Source organism: Aeromonas sp. QDB39 (assembly GCF_027707585.1).
Lineage (GTDB): Bacteria > Pseudomonadota > Gammaproteobacteria > Enterobacterales > Aeromonadaceae > Aeromonas > Aeromonas hydrophila.
This window is the reverse complement of record NZ_JAPCIV010000006.1, coordinates 78,866-100,938: the sequence shown is the minus strand read 5'-3', so window position 1 is coordinate 100,938 and position 22,073 is coordinate 78,866. Positions and strand designations below refer to the sequence as shown.

General features: G+C 62.8%; 18 protein-coding genes. 9 read left to right on the top strand and 9 right to left on the bottom strand.

Translation table 11 applies throughout. The features are described from left to right. Positions 1-43: 43 nt before the first annotated feature. From PG899_RS05215 to fumC, 7 genes are all read left to right on the top strand, one after another. The gene (locus PG899_RS05215; protein ID WP_190283878.1) at positions 44-1,975 is read left to right on the top strand and encodes a sensor histidine kinase; all 1,932 of its coding nucleotides are present in this window, start codon (positions 44-46) and stop codon (positions 1,973-1,975) included. 1 nt (position 1,976) lies between these two features. Beyond that, complete coding sequence (locus PG899_RS05210; protein WP_190283877.1) at positions 1,977-2,588, top strand: response regulator transcription factor; 612 nt, start codon at positions 1,977-1,979, stop codon at positions 2,586-2,588. A 222-nt stretch (positions 2,589-2,810) separates the two neighbouring features. Next, positions 2,811-4,505 (top strand): sensor histidine kinase, encoded by a 1,695-nt coding sequence (locus PG899_RS05205; RefSeq protein ID WP_190283876.1) that lies wholly within the window; start codon positions 2,811-2,813, stop codon positions 4,503-4,505. Beyond that, on the top strand, positions 4,499-5,236 hold the full coding sequence (gene btsR / locus PG899_RS05200; RefSeq protein ID WP_190283875.1) for a two-component system response regulator BtsR: 738 nt from the start codon (positions 4,499-4,501) through the stop codon (positions 5,234-5,236). The genes PG899_RS05205 and btsR overlap by 7 nt, the downstream gene beginning before the upstream one ends. Positions 5,237-5,452: 216 nt before the next feature. Beyond that, positions 5,453-7,261 (top strand): carbon starvation CstA family protein, encoded by a 1,809-nt coding sequence (locus PG899_RS05195; protein WP_073351364.1) that lies wholly within the window; start codon positions 5,453-5,455, stop codon positions 7,259-7,261. A gap of 190 nt (positions 7,262-7,451) precedes the next feature. Next, a complete protein-coding gene (gene pepE, locus PG899_RS05190; protein WP_016351712.1) occupies positions 7,452-8,180 on the top strand; it encodes a dipeptidase PepE in 729 nt (242 codons plus the stop codon). A gap of 73 nt (positions 8,181-8,253) precedes the next feature. Then, complete coding sequence (fumC, locus tag PG899_RS05185) at positions 8,254-9,648, top strand: class II fumarate hydratase (protein ID WP_190283874.1); 1,395 nt, start codon at positions 8,254-8,256, stop codon at positions 9,646-9,648. A 69-nt stretch (positions 9,649-9,717) separates the two neighbouring features. Here the strand turns inward: fumC and PG899_RS05180 are convergent, their stop codons facing one another. After that, positions 9,718-10,092 (bottom strand): DUF1090 domain-containing protein, encoded by a 375-nt coding sequence (locus PG899_RS05180; RefSeq protein ID WP_102988130.1) that lies wholly within the window; start codon positions 10,090-10,092, stop codon positions 9,718-9,720. Positions 10,093-10,270: 178 nt separating this feature from the next. Between PG899_RS05180 and PG899_RS05175 the strand changes: the two genes are divergently transcribed. Beyond that, on the top strand, positions 10,271-10,624 hold the full coding sequence (locus tag PG899_RS05175; RefSeq protein WP_029304279.1) for a DsrE/DsrF/TusD sulfur relay family protein: 354 nt from the start codon (positions 10,271-10,273) through the stop codon (positions 10,622-10,624). Between the two features lie 134 nt (positions 10,625-10,758). Beyond that, positions 10,759-11,841 (top strand): protoglobin domain-containing protein, encoded by a 1,083-nt coding sequence (locus tag PG899_RS05170; protein ID WP_190283873.1) that lies wholly within the window; start codon positions 10,759-10,761, stop codon positions 11,839-11,841. Between the two features lie 3 nt (positions 11,842-11,844). On the opposite strand, the gene PG899_RS05165 is transcribed toward PG899_RS05170, so the two are convergent. The 8 genes from PG899_RS05165 to rimP form a co-directional block, all read right to left on the bottom strand. Further along, on the bottom strand, positions 11,845-13,059 hold the full coding sequence (locus PG899_RS05165) for an MFS transporter (protein WP_190283872.1): 1,215 nt from the start codon (positions 13,057-13,059) through the stop codon (positions 11,845-11,847). A 129-nt stretch (positions 13,060-13,188) separates the two neighbouring features. Next, positions 13,189-15,327 (bottom strand): polyribonucleotide nucleotidyltransferase, encoded by a 2,139-nt coding sequence (gene pnp / locus PG899_RS05160; RefSeq protein ID WP_011707071.1) that lies wholly within the window; start codon positions 15,325-15,327, stop codon positions 13,189-13,191. A gap of 167 nt (positions 15,328-15,494) precedes the next feature. Then, complete coding sequence (gene rpsO / locus PG899_RS05155; RefSeq protein WP_005298162.1) at positions 15,495-15,764, bottom strand: 30S ribosomal protein S15; 270 nt, start codon at positions 15,762-15,764, stop codon at positions 15,495-15,497. 144 nt (positions 15,765-15,908) lie between these two features. Continuing rightward, entirely contained in the window at positions 15,909-16,868 is a 960-nt protein-coding gene (truB, locus tag PG899_RS05150; protein ID WP_016351717.1) for a tRNA pseudouridine(55) synthase TruB, read from the bottom strand. A gap of 1 nt (position 16,869) precedes the next feature. After that, the gene (gene rbfA / locus PG899_RS05145) at positions 16,870-17,304 is read right to left on the bottom strand and encodes a 30S ribosome-binding factor RbfA (RefSeq protein ID WP_190283871.1); all 435 of its coding nucleotides are present in this window, start codon (positions 17,302-17,304) and stop codon (positions 16,870-16,872) included. A gap of 55 nt (positions 17,305-17,359) precedes the next feature. Next, positions 17,360-20,053, bottom strand: a complete 2,694-nt coding sequence (infB, locus tag PG899_RS05140; protein WP_016351718.1) for a translation initiation factor IF-2 — start codon at positions 20,051-20,053, stop codon at positions 17,360-17,362. Between the two features lie 20 nt (positions 20,054-20,073). Further along, positions 20,074-21,576: a transcription termination factor NusA gene (gene nusA / locus PG899_RS05135; protein WP_190283870.1), complete on the bottom strand. Its 1,503-nt coding sequence runs from the start codon at positions 21,574-21,576 to the stop codon at positions 20,074-20,076. Positions 21,577-21,590: 14 nt separating this feature from the next. Next, the gene (gene rimP / locus PG899_RS05130; RefSeq protein ID WP_016351719.1) at positions 21,591-22,049 is read right to left on the bottom strand and encodes a ribosome maturation factor RimP; all 459 of its coding nucleotides are present in this window, start codon (positions 22,047-22,049) and stop codon (positions 21,591-21,593) included. Positions 22,050-22,073 lie beyond the last annotated feature (24 nt).

Sequence of the window (22,073 nt, the reverse complement as noted above, 5' to 3'; positions counted from 1 at the left end):
CCCTTTGCACCGAGAGGAGAGCCCCCTGCACGCCCCAGTTCCCTTGCCCCTGCTCAGCCTGCTGCTCTGGCTCGCGCTGTCAGCCCTGCCGCTGCGGGTGCAAGCCGCCCCGCCCCCCTCTTCGCCAGCGCCGGCCCGACAGGAATCCGCACCATCCCAGGCCACGCCGGTGCAGGCCTTGGCCGAGCCGATACGCATCGGCGTGCTGGCCACCCGCGGCCCGGCCTTGGCGAAAGCCCAGTGGCAACCGCTGCTGCGCTGGCTGGCGCAGCGCGTGCCCGGCCAGCGCTTCGTGCTGCATCCGCTGGGGCTCGATGAACTGGCCGAGGCCGTCGCCCGCGAGCACCTCGATTTCGTCATCACCAACCCGGGCCAGTCGGTGAGCCTGGCGCGCCAGTACCCGCTGGCTTGGCTCGCCACCCTCAAGAGCCCGGCGGGGGGGGACAACCTCGCCATCGGCGCCGCGCTGGTGGTGCCTGCCCAGGTCCCCTACCGACACTGGCGTGACCTCGAGGGGCAAGCGGTCGCCGCCGTCTCGGAGAACGCCTTCGGCGGCTACCTCGCCTATCGCTTCGAGGCAGGCGAACAGGGGGTCAGGCTGGAGCACTTCTTCTCCACCGTGCAGTTCACCGGCTTTCCGCTGGACCGACTCATCGAGCGGCTGGCAACAGGTGAGGTGGCCGCCGCCATCGTGCCGGTGTGCCAGCTCGAGCGTATGGAGCGGGAGGGCAAGGTCGCCAGGGGGGAGTTTCGGGTGCTGGACGATCAGGCGCCACCCGGCTTTGGTTGCCAGAGCTCGACCCGGCTCTACCCCAACTGGTCCTTCGCCAAGACAGAGCGGGCCTCCCCCGCGCTGGCGCTGGCGGTGACCCGCGCGCTGTACGATCTGCCCGCTGATAGCGAGGCGGCCATCGCCGCCGATTCGGCGGGCTGGACCGTGCCCACCAGCGAGCTCGCCATCGACCGCCTGCTCAAGGCGATGGATCGCCACCCGCTGCAGGGCCCCTGGTGGCAAGCGGCCTGGCACTGGCTGCGCCAGCATCAGCAGTGGGGCTGGGGCGCCCTGGCGCTGGTACTGCTGCTGGGGGGCCACCACCTGCTGCTGCAATACCTGTTCAACCGCAGCCAGCACCGGCTGCTCAAAGCCCGCCACCAGCTCGAGCAGAAGGGACGCCAGCTGGCACAGGCCAGACGGCTCGCCGAACTGGGCGAGCTGGGCGCCAACGTGGCTCACGAGATCAATCAGCCCCTCAGCGCCATCGCCAACTACAGCCAGGGGGCCTTGTTGCGACTGGACAGATTGGCGCAGGATCCGGCCCAGGCCTCCCTTCGTCAGGCCCTGGAACAGATAGGACTCCAGGTCCAGCGCATCACCCAGACCGTCAACCGGCTCAGGGCCAGGCTGCAAAAGCGCCCTCCCCGCTTCGAGCCTTGCGACCTGCCCACCCTGGTGGCGGAGTTGCGCCCCCTGCTGGAGCAGATGCTGGTGCCGCTCGACGTCGCTTTCACCCTGCACTGGCGGGGCCAGCCGCGCCGGCTCCCTCTGGACGGCACCGGGATGGAGCAGTTGCTGGTCAACCTCATCAAGAATGGCGCCGAGAGTGCGGCGCAGAGTGAAGCGAAGAAGGCGCGCGCCGCTGTTCGCTCTCCTGCTCACCCCCCTACGCAGACACCGGCACAGGCGCTTGCCCGGGTCGAGCTGCTGATCGCCTTCGAGGCGCAGAGGTTGCTGCTGGAGATCCGCGACAACGGCGCCGGCCTGAGGGTCCCCGCGACCGAACTGCAGCAGGCGTTTTACAGCGACAAGCCCGATGGCATGGGACTGGGGCTGGCCATCTGCCGGGAGGTGGTCGAGAGCCATCGCGGCCAGTTCAGCCTGGAGAACCTGAGCCCCCAAGGCTGCCTGGCCCGGGTCACCCTGCCCGTGCCGCCACCCGAAACCCTCCCTTCATCCACCGACATGTCGAGGAACTGAGATGCCGTCCCCTGCCCGCCCCCCGCTCTATCTGGTCGACGACGACGAGGCCGTGCTCGACTCCCTGCGCTTCATGCTGGAGAGCTGCGACGAGCGGCAGCTGTTCAGCTTTGCCGATGGCGAGCGCTTTCTGGCCGAGGTCGACCTGCACCAGCCCGCCTGCCTCATCCTCGACTGCCGCATGCCTGGGCTGTCGGGCCCCGAGGTGCAGCAGCGGCTGAAGGCGGCCCAGAGCCCCATCGCCATCCTGTTTCTCACCGGCCACGGCGAGGTGCCGCTGGCGGTGGAGTCCCTCAAGCAGGGGGCGGTGGATTTCTTGCAAAAGCCGGTGCAGCTGGCCCCCCTGCTCGCCGCCATCAGTCGGGCCGAGCAGGCGACGCTGAGCGCGGCCACCCGTTTCGCCCAGCTGGCCGCCTATCAGCGGCTCACCCCGCGCGAGCACCAGCTGCTGCAACTCATCGCCCGGGGCCACAAGAACCAGCAGATAGCGCAGGATCTCTGCATTTCGGTGCGCACCGTCGAGGTGTGCCGCGCCAGCCTGATGAAACGCCTCGAGGTCGATTCCCTGGCCGAGCTGATGCTACTCTATGCAAACGTCCATTCAGCCCCCTGAGCCGGGCCACTAGCCAGGCCATTAATCCAAGCCGGGAGAGTGACCCACTTGCCGGGCCTATGCCCATTCCCATCTGCCTGTGCAGGGGATGCCTTTGGCTCAGGGTGCCGGCAAATCTGTGCGCAGGCGCGCTATTCCGGCGCCCGCAACTTGCAGCGCAAATCAGGGTTTGCTAATACTCCGCGTCCATTGGATGAGCATCCCCTTTCGAGATAGTGTGCCGTGGCTTTCGAACAATTCGCGCTCGTGATATCTCTCTTCCAGCAGCTCTGCGTCTATCTGGTGATCGCCTGGCTGCTCTCCAAGACGCCGCTGTTCATGCCACTGACTCAGGTGACCCTGAGCTGGCCCCACAAGATCCTCTGCTATCTCATCTTCTCCGGCTTCTGCGTGATGGGTACCTACTTTGGCCTGAGAGTCGAGGACTCCATCGCCAACACCCGTGCCATCGGCGCCGTGCTGGGGGGCATCGTCGGCGGCCCTGTGGTGGGGCTGCTGGTGGGGCTCACCGGCGGTATCCATCGCTACTCGCTGGGAGGTTTTACCGCCCTGGCCTGCACCTTCTCCACCATCGCCGAGGGGCTGCTCGGTGGTCTGGTGCATCGCCACTTCGTCGCCCGCCACCGGCTCGACCTGCTGTTCAGCCCCTGGGTGGTGGGCTCGGTAGCCCTCATCGCCGAGCTGATGCAGATGGGCATCATCTTGCTGGTGGCCCGCCCGTTTGACGACGCCGTCCACCTCATCGAGAACATCATCGCCCCCATGCTGGTGGCCAATACCCTGGGGGCCGCCATGTTCATGCGGATGATCCTCGATCACCGCGCCATGCTGGAGAAGTACTCGGTCGCCTTCTCCGCCCGCGCCCTCAAGATCGCTGAGCGGGCGATGCGGGTGCTGGACAAGGGCTTCACCCAGCAGGCGTGCCAGCAGATGGTGCGCATTCTCTACGAGGAGACTGGAGTGGGCGCGGTGGCCATCACCGATCGGGAGAAACTGCTCGCCTTCATCGGCATCGGCGAGGATCACCATCTGCCGGGCACCGCCATCAACTCGGCCCACACCTTCAAAGCGATCCAGCACAACGAGGTGGTCTATGCCGACGGCAACCTCATCCCCTACAGCTGCAACCTGCATCCCCAGTGCCGGCTCGGCTCCTCGCTGGTCATTCCGCTGCGGGGGGAAGAGGGCTCGGTGGTGGGCACCATCAAGCTCTACGAGCCCAAGCGCAAGTTCTTCTCCTCCATCAACCGCACCCTGGGGGAAGGGATTGCCCGGCTGCTCTCCGGCCAGATCCTGGCCAGCAAGTACAACGAGCAGAAGCGGCTGCTGGCCCAGTCGGAGATCAAGCTGTTGCAGGCGCAGATCAACCCGCACTTCCTGTTCAACGCCCTCAACACCCTGGCGGCGGTGATCCGGCGCGACCCCGAGGATGCCCGCACCCTGGTGCACCACCTCTCCACCTTCTTTCGCAAGAACCTCAAACGCCAGGGGGACGAGGTGACCCTGGCCGACGAGCTGGAGCACGTGAACGCCTACCTGCACATCGAGCAGGCCCGCTTCGCCGAGCACCTGAGCGTGCAGATCCAGATTCCCGAGCCGCTGCTGGAGTACCGGCTGCCCACCTTCTCCCTGCAACCCATCGTCGAGAACGCCATCAAGCACGGCATCTCCCAGATGTTCGAGCCGGGCCGACTGACCCTGGCCGCGCGGCAGGAGGGCGAGCAGCTGGTGCTGGAGGTCTGTGACAACGCCGGCCTCTATCAGGCCAAACGGGAGGAGAGCGGCCTTGGCATGAACATAGTGGACCGGCGCATCAAGGCCCGTTACGGCGCCGAGTACGGGGTCACCATTCACTGCGAGCCCCATCAATCCACCCGGGTGAGGATCACCCTTCCCCTGCAGGAGAGCCCATGCTGACCGCCCTGATCGTCGACGATGAACCCCTCGCCCGCGAGGAGCTGCGGCTGCTGCTAGAGCAGGCGGGCAACATCCGCCTGCTGGGGGAGTGTGCCCACGCCATGGAGGCGCTGCCCGCCATCCATCGCCTCAAGCCCGACCTGCTGTTTCTCGACATCCAGATGCCGCGCATCAGCGGGCTGGAGCTGGTGAGCATGCTGGATCCGGACTTGCGCCCCCACATCGTCTTCATCACCGCCTACGACGAGTTTGCCCTGCGCGCGTTCGAGGAGAATGCTCTCGACTACCTGCTCAAGCCAGTCACGGCAGAGCGGATGAACAAGGCGCTGGAGCGCATCCAGCGACTGCTCTCGCCAAAAGGTGAGCTGGCGGGCCAGCCGCTGCCGGATCCCACCCGCATCGCCCAGCCCCTGCGCAGCATTCCCTGCAGCGGCCACAACCGCATCCTGCTGCTGCCCCTTGGCGAGGTGGAGTTCGTCCACAGCGATCTGGCCGGCAACAAGGTGGTGAGCGCCCAGCAGCAGGGCACCACAGAGCTGACCCTGCGCACCCTGGAGGAGAAGACCGGCTTCGTGCGCTGTCACCGCCAATACCTGCTCAACCCCGGCCAGATCCGCGAGATCCTGCTGCTCGACGGTGGCTTGGCGGAGGTGGTGACCCAGGGCGGTCACAGGGTGCCGGTGAGTCGCCGCTACCTCAAGCCCCTCAAGGAGCTGCTGGAGATCCCCTGAGGGAGCGGGCCACTCACCCCGCTCCTGCTCTGCCCGTTACCGCTCACCCGCATCCCACACCCGCCGGCTCATCCCTCAAACCACTCGGGGCCGCTTTTCTGCCGCTCGCGGGCGACCCTCTGCCACTGACCTTTTCTGCGCTCCCCTTTCCCCGCCGCCTGCGTAGAGTGCAGCCTGAGCCCGGCCGGATTGGCCGCAGGAAAAGGAAACTCCGTCATGCAACACGCAATCACCTTCGTCATTGCGGCCCTCTGCATCCTCGCCATCGCCTATCGCCTCTACGGCGTGTTCTTTGTGCGCAAGGTGCTGATGGCCGACGACAAGCTGGTCACCCCCTCCCACCAGCTGGAAGATGGCAAAAACTATGTGCCGACCAACAAGTGGGTCAACTTCGGCCAGCACTTCGCGGCCATCGCCGCCGCCGGCCCGCTGGTGGGCCCGGTCCTGGCGGCCCAGTACGGCTACCTGCCGAGCTTTCTCTGGCTGCTGATCGGCTGCGTCATCGGCGGCGCGGTGCACGACACAGTCGTGCTGTTCGCCTCCATGAAGCATCAGGGCAAGTCCCTCTCCGAGGTGGCCAAGGCCGAGCTCGGCCCCATCGCCGGCTGGTGTACCGGCCTTGCGATGCTGTTCATCATCACCATCACCATGGCGGGTCTCTCCATGGTGGTGGTACACGCGCTGGAGCGTAACGCCTGGGGCGTGTTCGCGGTGTTCATGACCATCCCCATCTCCATGGTGGTGGGGATCTGGCACAAGCTGACCGGCAACCTGCAAGCCGCCTCCTGGGTGGGCTTCATCGCCGTGCTGGCCTGCGTCTTCTTCGGCCCCTACGTGCAGGAGAGCGCCTTCGGTGCCTGGCTGACCCTGCGCGCCGAGACCATCAGTCTGGCGCTGCCCATCTACGCCTTCTTCGCCACCGCGCTGCCGGTCTGGCTGCTGCTCACCCCGCGCGGCTACATCTCCAGCTTCATGAAGATCGGCGTGTTCGGCGCTTTGGTCATCGGCGTCATCTGCATCAACCCCGAGATCCAGTTCCCCGCCATGACCCAGTTCGTCCACGGCGGCGGCCCGGTGCTGGGCGGCCCGGTCTGGCCCTTCATCTCCATCACCATCGCCTGTGGCGCCATCTCCGGCTTCCACGCCTTTATCGGCTCCGGCACCACCCCGAAACTGGTGGACAAGTGGAGCGACATTCTGCCGGTCGCCTTCGGTGCCATGCTGGCCGAGTGCGTGGTGGGCGTGATGGCGCTGATCGCCGCCACTGCCTTGCACCCGGCTGACTACTTCGCCATCAACGCCACTCCGGAGGCCTTCGCCAAGCTGGGGATGCAGGTGGTGGATCTGCCGTTCCTCTCCCAGGAGATCGGCATGGATCTGAACGGTCGCACCGGCGGCGCCGTCACCCTGGCGGTGGGCATGTCCTACATCTTCACCAAGGTGCCCTGGTTCAGTAACCTCGCCTCCTACTTCTTCCAGTTCGTGGTGATGTTCGAAGCTGTGTTCATCCTGACCGCCGTCGACTCCGGCACCCGGGTCTCCCGCTACCTCATTCAGGACTTCTTCGGCGAGTTCTACCCGCCCCTCAAGCGCATCGACTGGATGCCGGGCGCCATCGGGGCCAGCGTGCTCGCCTGCGTGATGTGGGGGTATCTGCTGATGTCCGGCGATATCGGCTCTGTGTGGGCGCTGTTCGGGGTCTCGAACCAGCTGATGGCCTCGGTGGGCCTCATCATAGGTGCCACCATCATCCTGCGACTGGCCAGCAAGCGCCGCTACATGCTGACCTGCCTGATCCCGCTGGCCTACCTGTTCGTCACCGTCAACTACGCCGGTTACTGGATGGTGAGCCACGTCTACTTCAACCCGGAAGCCAAGGGCTACAACCTGCTCAACGGCGGCATCTCGCTGCTGATGCTGGGGCTCGGCGCCGTCATCCTGGTGTCGGCGATCCGCAAGTGGATTGAGCTGTGGAAACTGCGCCAGCAACCCGAGTTCCGGATTGCCCCGGCCAGCGCCAGCTGACCCATCCGCTGCAACCACAAACCCCGGCATGCCGGGGTTTGTGGTATCTGGCGGTCAAAAACGGCCTCATCAGGGTACATGGCGCCATCGATCACAGAACCCGAGCAGCGATCGGGCTAGAATGGGGGCTTCCGTCACCCGGCCTGGGCCGGTGACCTCTTCGCGCTTTCACTTATCGAGGACACGCTTCATGGAACTGCTTCTTCTCAGCAACGGCAAAGCCACCGAATGCCCGGGCCTGCTCGGCTGGGCCCGGGATCGGGTGCAGACCCTGCTCGCCCGCAAACAGGTCAAGCGCATCCTGCTCATCCCCTACGCGGTGATCCGCAGCGACTGGGATGCCCGCGCCCTGGAGCTCAGCGAGAGCCTGGGGGTGGAGGCCATCAGCATCCATCAGTTCGATGACCCGGTGGACGCGATCAACCATGCCGACGCCATCTTCATCAGCGGCGGCAACACCTGGCGCCTCAACCAGCTGCTGCACGAGAACGGCCTGGTGGTGCCCATCCAGCGCGCCGTGCGCGAGCGGGGCGTGCCCTATGTGGGCTGGAGCGCCGGTTGCAACGTGGCGACCCCCAGCATCCGCACCACCAACGACATGCCGGTCTGCAGCGCCGCCGTGCTGCCTGCGCTGGGGCTGTTCCCGCTGCAGATCAACCCGCACTATCTGGACGCCAGCATCAGCGGCCACATGGGGGAGACCCGCGACGAGCGTCTGGCGGAGTTCTGCGCCATCAACCCGAGCGAGCACGTGGTGGCCCTGCGCGAGGCCAGCCTGCTCCAGGTCAGTGGCGAGCATATCGAATACTGGAGCGCCCGCGGCGAAGGCTTCAAGATCTTCAAACACGCCGAGACCACCCAGGAGTTCAGCACGGCCGCGCCGCTGGCCGAGCTGACGCCGTTTCGCCCGCGCAGCTGAATGGCGCTGACCGGCTGAAAACCCACAGGGGGCGCAGGATGTCGCCCCTTTTTCGCAATGAAGGGAGGATGAGATGAAGAGCAGGACTGAACACGACAGCTTCGGCGCGATCGCCGTGCCGGCCGATCGGCTGTGGGGAGCCCAGACCCAGCGCTCCCTGCAGCACTTCGACATCTCCGGCGAGCGCCAGCCGATGGCGCTGATCCACGCCCTGGCCCGCATCAAGTCGGCCTGTGCCCGGGTCAACCACGCCAACGGACTGCTGCCCGCCCGCACGGCGCAGGCCATCATGAGCGCCGCCGACGAGATCCTGTGCGGCCAGCATGATGAGGAGTTCCCGCTGCGGGTATGGCAGACTGGCTCCGGCACCCAGACCAACATGAACCTCAACGAGGTGCTGGCCAACCGGGCCAGTGAGCTGCTTGGCGGCACCCGTGGCGAGGGGCGGCTGGTGCACCCCAACGACGAGGTGAACAAGAGCCAGTCGAGCAATGACGTCTTCCCGAGCGCCATGAACCTGGCGGCCGTCACGGCCATCACCGGGCACCTGCTGCCCGCCCTGACGACCCTGCGCACTACCCTGGCCGGCAAGGCGGCAGCCTTTGACGACATCGTCAAGATCGGCCGCACCCATCTGCAGGATGCCACCCCGCTCACCCTGGGGCAGGAATTCTCCGGCTGGGTCGCCCAGCTCGAGCAGGGGGAGCGCCATATCCGGGCCGCCCTGCCCCATCTGTGCGAGCTGGCGCTGGGGGGCACCGCCGTCGGCACCGGCCTCAACACCCCGCCCGGCTTCGCCGAGGCGGTAGCCGCCACCCTGGCCGAGCAGACCGGCCTACCGCTGGTGAGCGCCCCCAACAAGTTCGAGGCGCTGGCCGCCAGCGATGCCCTGGTGCATGGCCACGGCGCCCTCAAGACGCTGGCCGCCTCCCTCATGAAGATCGCCAACGACGTGCGCTGGCTGGCGAGCGGCCCCCGCAGCGGGCTGGGAGAGTTGCTCATCCCGGAAAACGAGCCAGGCTCCTCCATCATGCCCGGCAAGGTCAACCCGACCCAGTGCGAGGCGCTCACCATGCTGTGCGCCCAGGTGATGGGCAACGACGTCGCCATCAACATCGGCGGTGCCAGCGGCAACTTCGAGCTCAACGTGTTCAGGCCGATGATCGCCCACAACTTTTTGCAGAGCGTGCGGCTGCTGGCGGACGGCATGCAGAGCTTCCACGACCACTGCGCCGTCGGCATCACCCCGAACCAGCCCCGCATCGACGAGCTGCTGGCCCGCTCCCTGATGCTGGTGACGGCGCTCAACCCCCATATCGGCTATGACAAGGCGGCAGAGATCGCCAAGCGGGCCCACCATGAGGGGCTCAGCCTGCGGGAGGCGGCCATCGCCTCCGGCCACCTGACGGCACAGCAGTTCGATGCCTGGGTGGTGCCGGCCGACATGGTGGGTCGGCGCGGCGGCTGAGCCAGCCCGAAGGGAAACTCGAGATAAAAAAGAAGCCGGACTGCGCCGGCTTCTTTTTTCATCAATGAGTCAGGGTTTGGCAAGCTTGCTCAGGGCATCCAGCTCGCGCTGGGCGGCCAGCAGCTTGGTCTGGGCCTCTTCCAGCTTGGCCTGCTTCTTGGCAATCTTGTCGGGCTTGCCCGTCACCCTGGCGTTTTGCAGCTCGACCAACCGTTCGTTGACCTGCTCCTTGAGCTCGGCCACCCGCTGCTGCTGCTCCTTGAACAGGCCGGCGTCGGTGCAGTGAGTCTCGATATTGCGCAGGGCCCGCTCCAGCCCGGCGACCTGATCCGCATTGTCGTGTGCCTTGGCAAACACCAGCTGATCCTTGACGGCCTGCTGGCGCGCCTTGCAGCCAACGGCCTCACTGCCATAGGCCTGGCCGGCCAACAGCAGCATGCTCATTCCGATAACCTTCCACATAACGACCTCGTTCCCCTGTCATGTTTGATGGCCGCCTATCAGACCGTACTCGGCCGGCCGGGTCAAGGCGCGGGCAAACCGCTACGACAGAGTTTGTGCGACATCACGCCAACCGGGTGCCGATGGGCCTACAATGGCTACTTTCATCAAGGAGTCTGTTATGAATCAAGAGATTGTCATCATCGCCAACGGCGCCCCCTATGGCAGCGAATCCCTGTTCAATGCCTTGCGCCTGGCCATCGCCCTGCGCGAACAGGGCGGTGCCAACCTGAAACTGTTTCTGATGTCCGATGCAGTCAGCGCCGCACTGGCGGGCCAGGCCCCGGCCGAGGGCTACAACCTGCGCCAGATGCTGGAGATCCTGCTGGCTCAGGGGATCAGCATCCGCCTTTGCAAGACCTGTACCGATGCCCGTGGCATCACGACGCTGCCGCTTATCGAGGGGATCGAGATCGGCACCCTGCCGCTGCTGGCCCAGTGGACACTGGCGGCCGACAAGGTGTTGACCTTCTAGCGGTGCGAGAACCGGGCGCAGGCATTGATCTGCAACAATCCTGCGCCATTTGAAAACCTGTTCACAGCTGTTAATGTCTACACTGTCAGTTAGATAACAACGTGCGCGCTTTCATTTTCGTTCAGGGAACTGCCATGAATCCAACCGAACAGACTCTGCTGGAACAAATGCGGATCACCGAGTTCGAAATCGCTCATCGCAAGGAGCTGTTGCTGCTGGATGAACGGGATTTCGCCCTGCTCGCCAGCTACCGTCCCAAAATCGAGCCCCACATCGACGCCCTGGTCGACAAGTTTTACACCCTGCAGACCGGGATCACCGAAATTGCCCTGCTGATCGGCGACGCCGACACCCTCACCCGGCTGCGGGCCGCCCAGCGCCGCTACATTCTCGACCTGTTCAGCGGCCTGTACGACCTGGAATACGTCAACAACCGGCTGCGGATCGGGCTGGTGCACAAGCGGATCGGGGTGGAACCCAAGCTCTATCTGGCCGCCATCAACACCCTAAAGGGGCTGCTCATCGAGGATATCTTCACCCAGATAGATCATGAACCGGACCGCATCACCATGCTGACCGCCCTCGACAAGCTGTTCCTGTTCGACATCACCCTGGTGTTCGAGACCTATATCCGCAGCCTGGTGTCGGAGATAGAGTCCTCCAAGGAGAAATCGGAGATCTACGCCAAGTCGCTGGAGGAGAAGGTGCGCGAGCGCACCCAGCAGCTGGAGGAGATGAGCCGGACCGATGCCCTCACCGGCCTGCTCAGCGTGCGCCACCTGCAGGAGAACCTGACCCGCACCCTGCGTACCTGCCAGCGCCGTGCCGAACCTATGGTCATCGCCTATCTCGACATCGACGACTTCAAGCAGATCAACGACAACCAGGGCCATCAGCGCGGGGACGAGATCCTGCGCATCGTCGGCGACTGCATTCGCAAGGTCTCACGAGCGGAGGATTGCTGTTTCCGTTACGGAGGGGACGAGTTCTGCCTGATCCTGCCCAACTGCAACGAGGAGCAGGCCAGAGATGTCTACCTGCAGCGGCTGACCAATGCGCTGGCCGAGCAGATCAGTGACGTCACCCTCAGCATCGGTCTGGTGCAGACCGGGCCGCTCCAGTTTGACGAGGGCAGCAGCCTGATCCGGCTGGCCGACGAGCGCATGTATGCCGCCAAAAAGGCGATGAAGCAGGTCAACCAGAACAGTACCCACTGAGGTTCAATCCTGCCTGACCCGAATCCGTGCCGGGCGCGCAATGCGGGCGCCCCACTCATAGAGCAGGAAGGTAAACAGGCAGAGCACCGCCATCAGCACGTAGAGCGCCTGACCGCCCCACACGGCAAGGATCCAGCCCCCCAGCAAGGCACCGATGGCCCCACCCAGCCCGGCCAGCGCACCGGCGCCGAAGTAGCTCCCCTTCAGGTGCGGGGGCGACATCTGATCGATCAGCACGTTGAGCAACGGAAACAGTATGGTCTCCCCCACGCTCAGCATCAGTACTGCCCCGACCCAGTGCGACCACTGCTGCGGATCCCCCAGCGCAAACAGCACCTGAGCCCCCAAGAACAGGGTGATGCCGACCTGCAGGCGCACCTTGCCCGGCCAGCGGGCCAGGAAGTGCAGCAGGGGAAACTGCAGCAGCACCACGGTCAGGGCGTTGGTGGCCACCAGAAGGGCGATGAGGCTCGCTACCTCTGGCGTCCCGGCCCGTGTCAGGTACTGCACCAGCGGTGAGTGGAACTGGGAATAGACCAGGTTCATCAGCAGGTTGGCCAGCACCAGCAGCAAGAAACCCCGGTCCAGCCACAATACCTTGATGGCCGCACGCAAGCCCAGCTCGCTACCGTGGGTCGCCACTACCCTGCTTTGCGCAAATCCCCAGAGGAAGGCAGCCCCCAACAGCAGATAGCTGCCACTGAGCAGCAGGAAGGTCTGCTGCTGGGCACTGATGCCGAGGGTCACCCCCAGCAGGGGGCCGAGAGCCGCCCCCAGGTTGAGCAGGAAGTAACGCAGGTGCAACGCCAGCTCGCGGGCCTTGGCCGAAGCCAGGCTGTCGGCCATCAGCGCCTTGCCGGGCGCATCGATGAGCCCGGAGGAGAGGCCGCTGCCGAGCACCCCGAGTCCGAGCCACAGCACCGAATGGGAGAAGCCGAGCAGGCCGTAGCAGAGCACGGAGACCAGACAACCCGCCAACAGGATGTTGCGCCGCCCCAGCTTGTCGGACAGCCAGCCGCCATAGAAGCTGACCAGAGTGGAGATGGCCGCAGTCGCCCCCAGCATGGCGCCAATGGCAGTCGCCGAGAGGCCATACTCCCGATAGAGCAAGATGGAGAGAAACGGCCAAACCATGTAATAGCTGGTGCGCACCATGAAGGTGCCCAGGATAACGGTCCAGACCAGGGGAGGAAACTGCCTGAGGAGGGCCCACGACATCACACTGCTCCTTGTTGCCCGTCGCACGGGAAGCCTATCGTTATAACAAGAGGTCTCAAAGGAGACAACATCAAGTCACAAATATAAAAAAAGCCGACCCTGAGGTCGGCTTTTTCACGGCTCGGCGGCTTATTCGGCAGCCGGCTCTTCGACGGCAGCAACAGCCGGCTCGGCGGCGGCTTCGGTCGGGGCGTTCGCTTCCTTGATGGAGAGACGCACGCGGCCCTGACGGTCCACTTCCAGTACCTTCACCTTCACCACGTCACCGATCTTCAGGTAGTCGGCCACGTTCTGCACGCGTGCATCGGTGATCTGGGAGATGTGCACCAGACCGTCCTTGCCCGGCAGGATGTTGACGAAAGCACCGAAGTCGGCCAGACGGACAACCTTGCCTTCGTAGATGCGGTTCACTTCGATCTCGGCGGTGATGGCCTCGATACGGCGGATCGCTTCCTTGGCGGCATCACCGTCAACGGCGGCGATGCGGACGGTACCGTCATCATCCAGCTCGATGTTGGTGCCGGTCTCTTCGGTCAGGGCACGGATCACGGAGCCACCTTTACCGATGACGTCCTTGATCTTCTCCGGGTTGATCTTGATGGTGTGGATACGCGGGGCGAAATCGGAGATCTCGGCACGCGGTGCCTGGATGGCTTCGTCCATCACTTTCAGGATGTGCAGGCGAGCACCACGAGCTTGCTTCAGGGCAATCTCCATGATCTCTTTGGTGATGCCTTCGATCTTGATGTCCATCTGCAGTGCGGTCACACCTTCGGTGGTACCGGCAACCTTGAAGTCCATGTCGCCCAGGTGATCTTCGTCACCCAGGATGTCGGACAGCACGACGAAACCTTCTTCTTCCTTCACCAGACCCATGGCGATACCGGCAACGGAGGCCTTGATCGGCACACCGGCGTCCATCAGCGCCAGGGAGGAACCACAGACGGAGGCCATGGAGGAGGAACCGTTGGATTCGGTGATTTCAGAGACCACGCGTACCACGTACGGGAACTCGTCGGCGCTCGGCATCACGGCAGCAACGCCGCGCTTGGCCAGACGACCGTGACCGATTTCACGACGTTTCGGGCTACCCATCATGCCGGTCTCACCGACGCAGTATGGCGGGAAGTTGTAGTGCAGCATGAAGCGATCGGCACGGTTGCCGGTCAGCTCGTCGATGTTCTGGGCGTCACGCTCGGTACCCAGGGTGGCAACGACCATGGCCTGAGTTTCACCACGGGTGAACAGGGCGGAGCCGTGAGCACGCGGCAGTACGCCGGTGGCGACGGACAGGGCGCGGATCATCTCCGGATCGCGACCATCGATGCGCGGCTCGCCACGGACGACGCGACCACGGACGATGCGGCTTTCCAGGCTGTGGAACTCTTCGCCGATCTTCTTGGCATCTTCTTCCACGCCGGAAGCGATGACTTGCTCAACCACACGAGCCTTGATGGCACCGATGGTTTCGTAACGCACGGCTTTCTCGGTGATGCGGTAGGCTTCACCCAGCTCGGCTGTTGCCAGCTCGGCCACCTTGGCTTTCAGCGCTTCGTTGACGGCAGGAGCAGTCCAGTTCCACGGCTTGGTACCGACGTCGGCAGCGAATTCGTTGATGGCGTTGATAACGGCCTGCATCTGCTCGTGACCGAATACTACGGCACCCAGCATCACCTCTTCGGAGAGGATGGCCGCTTCGGATTCAACCATCAGCACGGCGTTGGCGGTACCGGCAACTACCAGGTCCAGATCGCTCTGCGGCAGTTCGGTAGTGGTCGGGTTCAGCACGTACTGACCGTTCATGTAACCCACGCGAGCTGCACCGATCGGGCCGCCGAACGGGATACCGGAGATGGCCAGCGCCGCGGAGGCACCGATCATGGCAACGATGTCGGGAGAAACGGCCGGGTTCACGGACATGACGGTGGCAACCACCTGAACCTCATTGAGGAAGCCTTCCGGGAACAGCGGACGAATAGGACGGTCGATCAGACGGGAGATCAGGGTCTCGCCTTCGCTCGGGCGGCCTTCACGACGGAAGAAACCACCCGGGATACGACCAGCAGCATAGGTACGCTCCTGGTAGTTGACGGTCAGCGGGAAGAAATCACGGCCGTGATCGGCCTCTTTCTTGCCAACTACGGTCACAAATACGCAGGTATCGTCCATGCTGACCATGACGGCCGCAGTGGCTTGACGGGCCATCACTCCGGTTTCCAGAGTGACGGTGTGTTGACCGTACTGGAATGACTTTACAATAGGATTCACGTGAATTTCCTTTTTACAATTTGGCGCTTTAAATTCGCGTGCAAGTATACTTGATTCGATGCAAAAGGTAAGCAGCGACACAAATTCTGTGAGGACGGCAACAGCCTGACGCGCAATAAAAAAGGGGAACCCGGAGGTTCCCCTTTTTCGCAAAATCTGATGGTCGATTAACGACGCAGACCCAGCTTGGCGATCAGAGCAGCGTAACGCTGAACGTCTTTACGCTTCAGGTAGTCCAGCAGCTTACGACGCTGGGAAACCATGCGCAGCAGACCGCGACGACCGTGGTGATCCTTGGAGTGCTCCTTGAAGTGACCTTGCAGATGGTTGATCTGGGCAGTCAGCAGGGCAACTTGCACTTCGGGGGAGCCAGTGTCGTTGGCGCAACGAGCGTTGTCAGCAACGATTTGAGCTTTGATCTCAGCATTTAGAGACATGGTATTACTCCAGTAGAGTGTTTAAAGGTTCACAGCCAATCTCTAATTCAGCCGTGAAATGAGGGCGGTATCATAATCGTCCCCGTCACTTTTCGCAACGGGAAAGAGCCACAACGGCCAACACGCGTCGATACCGCCTGAGGATCACTCCTCGTCGTGTTCGTCGTGATAACGCACCAGACGCTTGGGCGCCACGCGCCCCTCGTCGTCGATCTCGCCCACGCCGATGAACTCGCGCTCCGGACCGACCGTCATGCGCACCTGACCGCTCTGCGGCGCTCCGGCGACCTGCACGGCCTGGCCCTGGTTCACATAGGCAGCCACGGCGGCCAGCATGTTCACCTCGGGCAGGCTTGCCACGGCGGTGTCCATCGGCAGCAGCAGCGGATCCAGCTGCTCGCGCGGCGGAATGCTTTCGGCCTTGGCCTGCTCGAAGATGCACTCGAGCTGTTCCAGGGTCAGCATCCGCTCATAGGGGTAGCTGGCCACCTGGGTACGACGCAACTGGGTGACATGCGCGCCGCAGCCCAGCACCTCCCCCAGGTCATCCACCAGAGAGCGGATGTAGGTACCCTTGCTGCAGTGCACCTCCAGCTTGACCTCATCCCCTTCAAAGCTGATGAGCTTGAGCTCGAACACCGTGATGGGACGGGCTTCCCGCTCGATCTCGATGCCTTCACGGGCGTACTCGTAGAGCGGGCGACCGTTGTGCTTGAGGGCGGAGTACATGGACGGCACCTGCATGATGGGGCCGCGGAACTGGTCCAGCGACTCGATCAGGGTACCCACGGCCACGTTCACCGGCCGGGTGGAGACCACCTCGCCATCGGAGTCGCTGGTATTGGTGCGCTCGCCCAGCTTGGCGGTCACCTCGTAGCGCTTGTCCGCTTCCAGCAGATACTGGGAGAACTTGGTGGCTTCGCCGAGGCAGATCGGCAGCATGCCGGTTGCCAGAGGGTCCAGGGCGCCGGTGTGGCCAGCCTTGGCGGCATTGTAGATCCGCTTGACCTTCTGCAACACATCGTTGGAGGTCAGCCCGGTCGGCTTGTCCAGCAGCAGGATACCGTGCACGTCACGGCCCTTGAAACGACGTCTACGAGACATCTCAGGCGTTATCCTCAGTAGTTTCATCCGGCGCGGCATCGTCTTCTTCACGACTAGATTCGGCCATGCGACGCTTGTCTTCACGGATGGTGTTGGTCACCAGGTTGGAGAGACGCATCCCCTCGACCAGGGTCTGGTCGTAGAAGAAACGCAGCTCGGGCACCACGCGCAGACGCATGGCGCTGCCCAGCAGGCTGCGGATGTAGCCAGCGGCTTCCGTCAGCGCCTTGAGCCCTTCCTTGATGCGCTCGGCATCATTTTCCAGTTGCAAGAAGGTGACATACACCTTGGCGTAATTGAGGTCACGGGACACTTCCACATCGGAAACGGTCACCATGCCGATGCGCGGATCCTTGACCTCACGCTGCAGAATGAGCGCGATTTCACGCTGGATCTGCTGTCCGACCCGACGGGTCCGGCTAAATTCTCTGGCCATATTCTATCCTGCGATAAAAGGGGGCCGCGGCCCCCTATTTAATCTGACTCCAGCCTTACAGAGTCCGTTGAATTTCAACGGTCTCGTAAACTTCGATCTGGTCGCCTTCGCGTACGTCGTTGTAGTTCTTGACCGCGATACCACACTCGTAGCCGTTCTTGACTTCGTTGACGTCATCTTTGAAGCGACGCAGGGATTCCAGCTCGCCTTCATAGATAACCACGTTGTCGCGCAGAACGCGAATGCGGTTGGAACGCTTGACCACACCTTCGGTGACCATACAGCCGGCCACGGCACCAAACTTCGGTGACTTGAACACGCTGCGCACTTCGGCCAGACCGATGATTTCCTGACGGTACTCGGGGGCCAGCATGCCGCTCATGGCCTGCTTCACTTCGTCGATCAGGTCATAGATGACGGAGTAGTAACGCAGATCCAGGCTCTCGGCCTCGATGACCTTGCGTGCAGAGGCATCGGCACGGACGTTGAAGCCCACCAGGATGGCGCTGGACGCGGCAGCCAGGGTAGCGTCGGTCTCGGTGATACCACCCACGCCGGAACCCACGATCTTCACCTTCACTTCGTCGGTGGAGAGCTTGACCAGGGCATCGCAGATCGCTTCCACGGAACCCTGTACGTCGGCCTTGATCACCACGTTCACTTCGGACACTTCGCCCTCGGTCATGTTGGCGAACATGTTTTCCAGCTTGGCCTTCTGCTGGCGAGCCAGCTTGACTTCGCGGAACTTGCCTTGACGGTAGAGCGCCACTTCACGGGCTTTCTTCTCGTCACGCACGACAGTGGCTTCGTCACCGGCAGAGGGAACGCCGGACAGGCCGAGGATTTCCACCGGCAGGGACGGACCCGCTTCCTTGATCTCGCGACCCAGCTCGTCACGCATGGCACGGACACGACCATATTCCAGGCCGCACAGCACGATGTCGCCCTGACGCAGGGTACCTTCTTGTACCAGCACGGTAGCAACCGGACCACGACCCTTGTCCAGGAAGGACTCGATCACGACGCCGTTGGCCATGCCGTCAACCACCGCTTTCAGCTCCAGTACTTCGGACTGGATCAGGATGGCTTCCAGCAGGTCATCGATGCCCTGGCCGGATTTGGCGGAGACATGGACGAACTGGCAATCGCCACCCCAGTCTTCGGACATGACGTTGTAACGGGCCAGCTCGGTCTTGACGCGATCCGGATCCGCTTCCGGCTTGTCGATCTTGTTGACCGCCACCACCAAGGGCACTTCAGCGGCCTTGGCGTGCTGGATGGCTTCGATGGTTTGCGGCATCACGCCATCATCGGCAGCAACGACCAGCACCACGATATCGGTGGCCTTGGCACCACGAGCACGCATGGAGGTAAACGCCGCGTGACCCGGGGTATCCAGGAAGGTGATCATGCCACTGTCGGTTTCGACGTGGTAAGCACCGATATGCTGGGTAATACCACCGGCTTCGCCCGCGGCAACCTTGGCTTTACGGATGTAGTCCAGCAGCGAGGTCTTGCCGTGGTCAACGTGACCCATGATGGTCACGACCGGCGCGCGCGGCTTGGCTTCGGAGGTCTCGTCACGATCGGACAGTACCGCCTCTTCCAGCTCGTTCTCGCGGCGCAGCACCACCTTGTGACCCATCTCCTCGGCGACCAGCTGAGCGGTCTCCTGGTCGATCACCTGGTTGATGGTGGCCATGGCACCCATCTTCATCATCACCTTGATGACTTCAACGCCCTTGACGGCCATCTTGTTGGCCAGGTCGGCCACAGTGATGGTCTCGCCGATCACCACGTCGCGGTTCACCGCGGCCGCCGGCTTGTTGAAGCCGTGCTTCATGGCGTTCGGAGTGGCAACCTTGCCACGCTTGCCCTTGCGAGCACGCGGGTTGCGCGCATCGCGATCGTCTTCACGACGACCGGCCTTTTTCGGGCCCTTGGCAGCAGCGGCAGTGCGGCGGCTGGTCTCTTCCTTACGATCCAACTCATCTTCAGCCGCCTGAGCGTGCTTGTTGGTGGTCAGATGGTAATCGCTGCTCTCTTTGGCGCGAGCGGCTTCTTCTTCAGCCCAGCGGGCTGCGTTCTGTTCCGCCATGACACGAGCCTCTTCGGCTTTCTTCGCGGCGAGTTCCTCAGCCTTGGTCAAGGCTGCTTGTTCTTGTTGGCGCTTCAGTTCTTCTGCTTCGCGCTTGGCCATCTTTTCTGCCTCTTGCTGAGCTGTGCTACCGGCTGCTTTGGCGGGCTGTTGAGCCTGTCGAGCCTTTTGTTGTGCCTCGATCCGCGCCTTTTCCTCAGCTTCACGACGAGCCTGCTCAGCCTCACGGCGAGCCTTCTCTTCAGCGTCGAGACGGGCCTTCTCTTCGGCCTCGCGACGAGCTTTTTCTTCTGCTTCCAAACGCGCTGTTTCCTCGGCTTCCGCCTGGCGCTGTTCATCTTCCAGCGCCGAACGTCTTACATAGGTGCGAGACTTGCGCACTTCTACCTGCACTTCCTTGTTCTTGCCGCCAGTCCCCTGAACACTGATGGTGCTCTTGGTCTTGCGCTGCAAGGTCATGCGGGCAGGTGCGGCGACCTCGTCACCTCCATGCTGTTTCTTCAGATGGGCCAGCAGTGTCTGTTTCTCAGACTCGCTGACCATGTCGTCGGCCTTGCTCTTGCTGATACCGGCATCGACAAACTGCTGGAGAAGACGATCAACCGGTGTGTCGATGTCAGTGGCAAGTTGTTTGACTGATACTTCTGCCATTCATTTTCCTCCGTTTGATCTTACTCAGACTGCTCTTCTCCGAACCAACAGATATTACGAGCAGCCATAATCAGCTCACCGGCTTTCTCTGCCGTCAGCCCTTCAATATCAGCAAGGTCATCGATGCCTTGCTCTGCCAAATCTTCCAGGGTACCGATGCCGCGAGCGGCCAGTGCGTACGCCATTTCACGGCCAAGGCCGTTCAGATTGAGCAGTTCTTCGGAAGGTTCTACACCTTCAAAGGATTCTTCTTTGGCCAAAGCCTTGGTGGTCAGAGCATCTTTGGCGCGTTTGCGCAGCTCTTCCACCATGTCTTCGTCCAGGCCATCGATGGCCAGCAGCTCGTTGACCGGCACGAAGGCGATCTCTTCCAGAGTGGAGAACCCCTCTTCCATCAACAGGCTGGCGAAATCGTCATCGATGTCCAGCGTGCTGGTGAACAGCGTCAGGATGCGGTCGTTCTCGGCCTGGTGCTTGGCACGCATGTCCTCGACGGTCATCACGTTCAGCTCCCAACCAGTCAGCTGGGAAGCCAGACGCACGTTCTGACCGTTGCGACCGATGGCCTGGGCCAGGTTGGCGGCTTCCACGGCGATGTCCATGGTGTGGTTGTCTTCATCAACGATGATGGAGGCCACATCGGCAGGCGCCATGGCATTGATCACGTACTGGGCCGGGTTGTCATCGTACAGCACGATGTCGGCTCGCTCGCCGCTCAGCTCGGCGGAGACCGCCTGAACGCGGGCACCACGCATGCCGATACAGGCACCGATCGGGTCGATACGACGATCGTTGGTCTTCACCGCGATCTTGGCGCGGGAACCCGGGTCACGGGCTGCGCCCATGATTTCGATCATCTCTTCACCGATTTCCGGCACTTCGATGCGGAACAGCTCTTTCAGGAAGTCCGGGCTGGAACGGCTGACGAACAGCTGGGAACCACGGGCTTCCGGACGCACGGCGTAGAGCAGACCACGGATGCGGTCGCCCGGGCGGAAGGTCTCGCGCGGCAGCATGTCGTCGCGGAAGATCACGGCTTCGGCGTTGCTGCCCAGATCCAGGATCACGTTGTCGCGGTTGCTCTTCTTGACCACGCCGCTGATGATGGTGCCTTCCTTGTCCTTGAACTGGTCAACGACCTGGGAACGCTCGGCTTCGCGCACTTTCTGCACGATGACCTGCTTGGCAGTCTGGGTGGTGATGCGGTCGAAGGTGACAGAGTCGATCTGATCTTCGACGTATTCACCGATCTGGATCTCTGGCTGCTCGAGCTGGGCAGCTTCCAGGGTAATCTCGGCGTAGGGGTTTTCCATCGCAGCTTGATCTGCAATGACCACCCAGCGGCGATAAGTGTCGTAGTCGCCGGTCTTGCGATCGATCTCGACCCGAACTTCAATCTCGCCTTCGTATTTTTTCTTGGTCGCTGTCGCCAACGCGGTTTCCAGAGCCTGGAAAATCTTCTCGCGGGGTACCGCCTTCTCGTTGGAAACTGCGTCAACGACCAGCAAAATCTCTTTATTCATATCCGATAGCCTCGTTAACCAAAGTTCGGCACTATGTTCGCTTTTTGGATATTGGTGAAAGCCAACACTTCGTCCTTACCATCTACCGTCAGGGTGATCATGTCGCCCTGCACGGCTTTGATTACGCCTTTGAACTTGCGGCGGTTGTTTGTTGCCATCCGAAGCGTTACCGCCGCCTCTTGGCCAACGTATTTTTCGAACTGGGCAACCTTGAACAGGGGACGATCCAGACCCGGGGAAGACACCTCGAGGTAATACTCCTCGGTGATGGGATCTTCGACATCCATGATGGCGCCAACCTGATGGCTGACCTCAGCACAGTTCTCGACGCTCACGCCATGCTCGCCGTCGATATAGACGCGCAAGGTGGAGTGTTTACCCGCACGGATAAACTCAATACCCCACAGTTCAAAGCCCAAGGCAACGACAGGAGCCTCGAGCAGATCGGTCAAACGTTGTTCCAACGTAGCCAAAGTCACCCTCCGAAAAAACAAAAA